General features: G+C 48.8%; 4 protein-coding genes. All 4 read right to left on the bottom strand.

Annotated features, from left to right (window positions below):
* The coding region (locus AC1WIP_RS14075) for an iron-containing alcohol dehydrogenase (RefSeq protein ID WP_481142418.1) at positions 1–195 on the bottom strand (195 nt) is incomplete at its 3' end.
* 15 nt (positions 196–210) lie between these two features.
* Positions 211–1425 carry an aspartate aminotransferase family protein gene (locus AC1WIP_RS14070; RefSeq protein WP_481142417.1) on the bottom strand — a complete coding sequence of 405 codons (1215 nt, stop codon included), beginning with the start codon at positions 1423–1425 and terminating at the stop codon, positions 211–213.
* 6 nt (positions 1426–1431) lie between these two features.
* The gene (locus AC1WIP_RS14065) at positions 1432–2070 is read right to left on the bottom strand and encodes a cytidylate kinase-like family protein (protein ID WP_481142416.1); all 639 of its coding nucleotides are present in this window, start codon (positions 2068–2070) and stop codon (positions 1432–1434) included.
* Positions 2071–2082: 12 nt separating this feature from the next.
* Entirely contained in the window at positions 2083–2823 is a 741-nt protein-coding gene (locus tag AC1WIP_RS14060) for an amino acid ABC transporter ATP-binding protein (RefSeq protein ID WP_481142415.1), read from the bottom strand.
* Positions 2824–2861: the final 38 nt, after the last annotated feature.

Genomic DNA, 2861 nt, shown 5'->3' with positions numbered 1-2861 from the left:
GTCAAATACCACAGCCTTGAGTCCGTTTCCCTCCAGATTTTCCAGCACACGATGCAAAAGCCCGCTCTTTTTCGTGCTGCTTTGTCCAGTGACCACAAGAGCGTTTTTGCCGTACTGAGCTGCAATCGAGCCTATGCTCTCTGCCTCTCCCCGTCCGAAAATCAAATTTACAGGTAAATAATATTTGAAATTCATTCTGCCCTATCCTCGCTATGCCAACGCTTTTACTGTCTCCTCAATAATGCCAAAGGCCTTGTCACAGTCCTCTTTGGTAACAATAAGAGGCGGAACCATACGAATAATATGTTCTCCGATGGCCGTGATCAGAAGCTTTCTCTCAAGACAGCCGTGCTTTACGTCCACGCCTTTGATGCTGTGGTCAAACTCTACGCCGATCAACAGTCCCTGATATCTTACCTCTTTTACATGCGGCAGAGTTTTCAGCTTATCGCAGAAATAATCTCCCATTTCTGCGGCGTTTTGCGCCAGGTCTCTGTCCAGAAGCTCCCCTATCTCAGCCAGCGCCGCCGCACAGCATACAGGGTTGCCTCCGTAGGTGGTTCCGTGGGAGCCGGGGGTAAAGGCCCCTGCTACCTCCGCAGCAGCACAGATGGCACCGATAGGCATACCGCCGCCCATAGCCTTTGCCATAGATACGATATCCGGCTTTACTCCATAATTCATATAGCTCATAACCGCTCCGGTCCTGCACCAGCCGGTCTGTACCTCGTCCAGCAAAAGCAAAATCCCCTTTTCGTCGCAGAGTCTTCGAAGCCCCGTCATAAACTCCTTAGTGGCAGGATGTACGCCTCCTTCTCCCTGCACCGGCTCGACCATGATACCGATGGTGTTCTCTGAAACTGCCTCTCTAAAGGATTCCAGATTATTAAACTCTGCATAGGAGAAGCCGGGCGTCATGCTCCCAAAGCCGATCTGGCAGGCATTGTCAGGCTGTCCGGTGGCGCTCATTGCGCCAAAGGTTCTGCCGTGGAAGGACATTTTTGCCGTTACGATATTGTACTTATTGGGACCGTACTTTTCAACGCCGTACTTTCTCGCCATTTTAATCATAGCTTCATTGGCCTCAGCTCCCGAATTCTGATAAAAAATTTTATCCATGCCGATGGTGGTGCATATCTTTTCCGCCAGCAGTGCCTGGGGTATGGTGTAGGGATAGTTAAAGGTATGTATCAGGTCCTGACATTGATCCTGTATTGCCTTTACCACCTTCTCATTACAGTTGCCGGCGCTGTTTACCGCAATCCCCGCATAAAAATCAAGGTATGCGTCCCCGTCCGTGCTGTACATGTACATATCCTTTGCAGTCTCAGCCACAAAGTCAAAACGCTCGTAAGTCTCAATGATATACTTTTTGGCCTTCGCCTTGATATCCTCTGCCGTTAATCCTGTATCTGCAAGCTTCATAACGCTTCACTCTCCTTTGATAAGTCCTTTTATCATTAAATAATCTTTGATCAGCTTCACGCAGTTATCTATGCCCACTCTCTCGCTGTTTAATGTGAGATCGTAGTTTACCGGATTGGTCCAGTAATTTCCATGGGTGTAATATTTGTAATAATCCGCCCTGTAAGCGTCCGTGTGTTCAATGGTGGCGCTGGCCACCTCCGGAGTCACCCCCATGTGCTCAATGGTTCTCTCCACGCAGAACGCCCTGGGCGCTTCAATATAAATGCTTACCACATTGGGCCTTCCCCTCAGAATCCAGTCCGCGCACTTTCCTACGATACAGCAGGATTCCGTATCCGCCAGATTTTCAATGATCTGCTTTTGATATTCAAACAGCTTATCATCCGACACAAACTTTTCATTTCTGGATATATAATTTCTGGAACGGGGCAGGCCCTTAAGCAGGCTTGCAAAGCTGCCATGGGAGCGTATCTTCTCGTTTACCTCGCTGAACAGCTGCTCGTCTAATCCGCTCATCTGAGAGGCCAGGGTGAGAATCCTGTTTTCGTAGCAGTGAATTCCCAGCTCCGCCGCCAGCTTGGACGCAATTTCCTTTCCACCGCTGCCAAAGCCTCTGGCAAAGGTCACTACAAAATTTTCCATTTTCCATCCTCCCTATCCTGCCATAAATCTGCTCAAAAATTCCCTGGTTCTGGGATTTTTGGGATTTGTGAACAGTTCCTTTGGATCGTCATCCTCCACAACAAATCCCTTATCCATGAAGATTGTCCTGGTGGACACATCTCTGGCAAAACCCATTTCATGGGTCACAATGATCATGGTAAGTCCGGTTTTCGCCAGCTCCTTCATAACGTTTAAAACCTCTCCCACCATCTCGGGGTCCAGGGCGCTGGTAGGTTCATCAAACAAAAGGACCTCCGGGTTCATGCACAGTGCTCTTGCGATGGCCACTCTCTGCTTCTGGCCGCCGGATAAATGCTCCGGGAAAGCATTGATATAGGGCGCCATTCCCACGGATTTCAAATTGGAAATAGCCCGGGCATAAGCCTCCTCCTTGGATATATGGAGCACTCTTCTGGTGCCCGCCATACAGTTTTCCAAAACATTCATGTTGTTAAACAGGTTAAAGGACTGAAATACCATCCCAACCTTGGCCCGGTAAGCGTTGATCTCCTTCTGCACATCCCGTATTTCCCTGCCGTGATAGTAGATTTTCCCCACCGTCTGATGCTCCAGGCGGTTGATGCAGCGCAGGAGGGTTGACTTTCCTGAGCCGGAAGAGCCCACAATACAGATTACCTCACCCTTTTTCACTGAAAAATCAATTTTTCGCAGAACCTCATGGCCGCCGAAGGATTTGCCAAGCTCTTCAATTTTTATGATATTATCTTCCATAACCTACACCTCCTATTGATTGTCCATGAATTCCACTG

The sequence above is a fragment of the Acetatifactor sp. genome, from assembly GCF_982438285.1.
Note: the sequence above shows the minus strand (reverse complement) of the source record. Positions and strands in the feature narration are given on the sequence as shown.

Coding starts and splice junctions, on each gene's coding strand:
- AC1WIP_RS14070 (WP_481142417.1), bottom strand. CDS start 1,425: ATGAAGCTTGCAGATACAGGATTAACGGCAGAGGATATCAAGGCGAAG.
- AC1WIP_RS14065 (WP_481142416.1), bottom strand. CDS start 2,070: ATGGAAAATTTTGTAGTGACCTTTGCCAGAGGCTTTGGCAGCGGTGGA.
- AC1WIP_RS14060 (WP_481142415.1), bottom strand. CDS start 2,823: ATGGAAGATAATATCATAAAAATTGAAGAGCTTGGCAAATCCTTCGGC.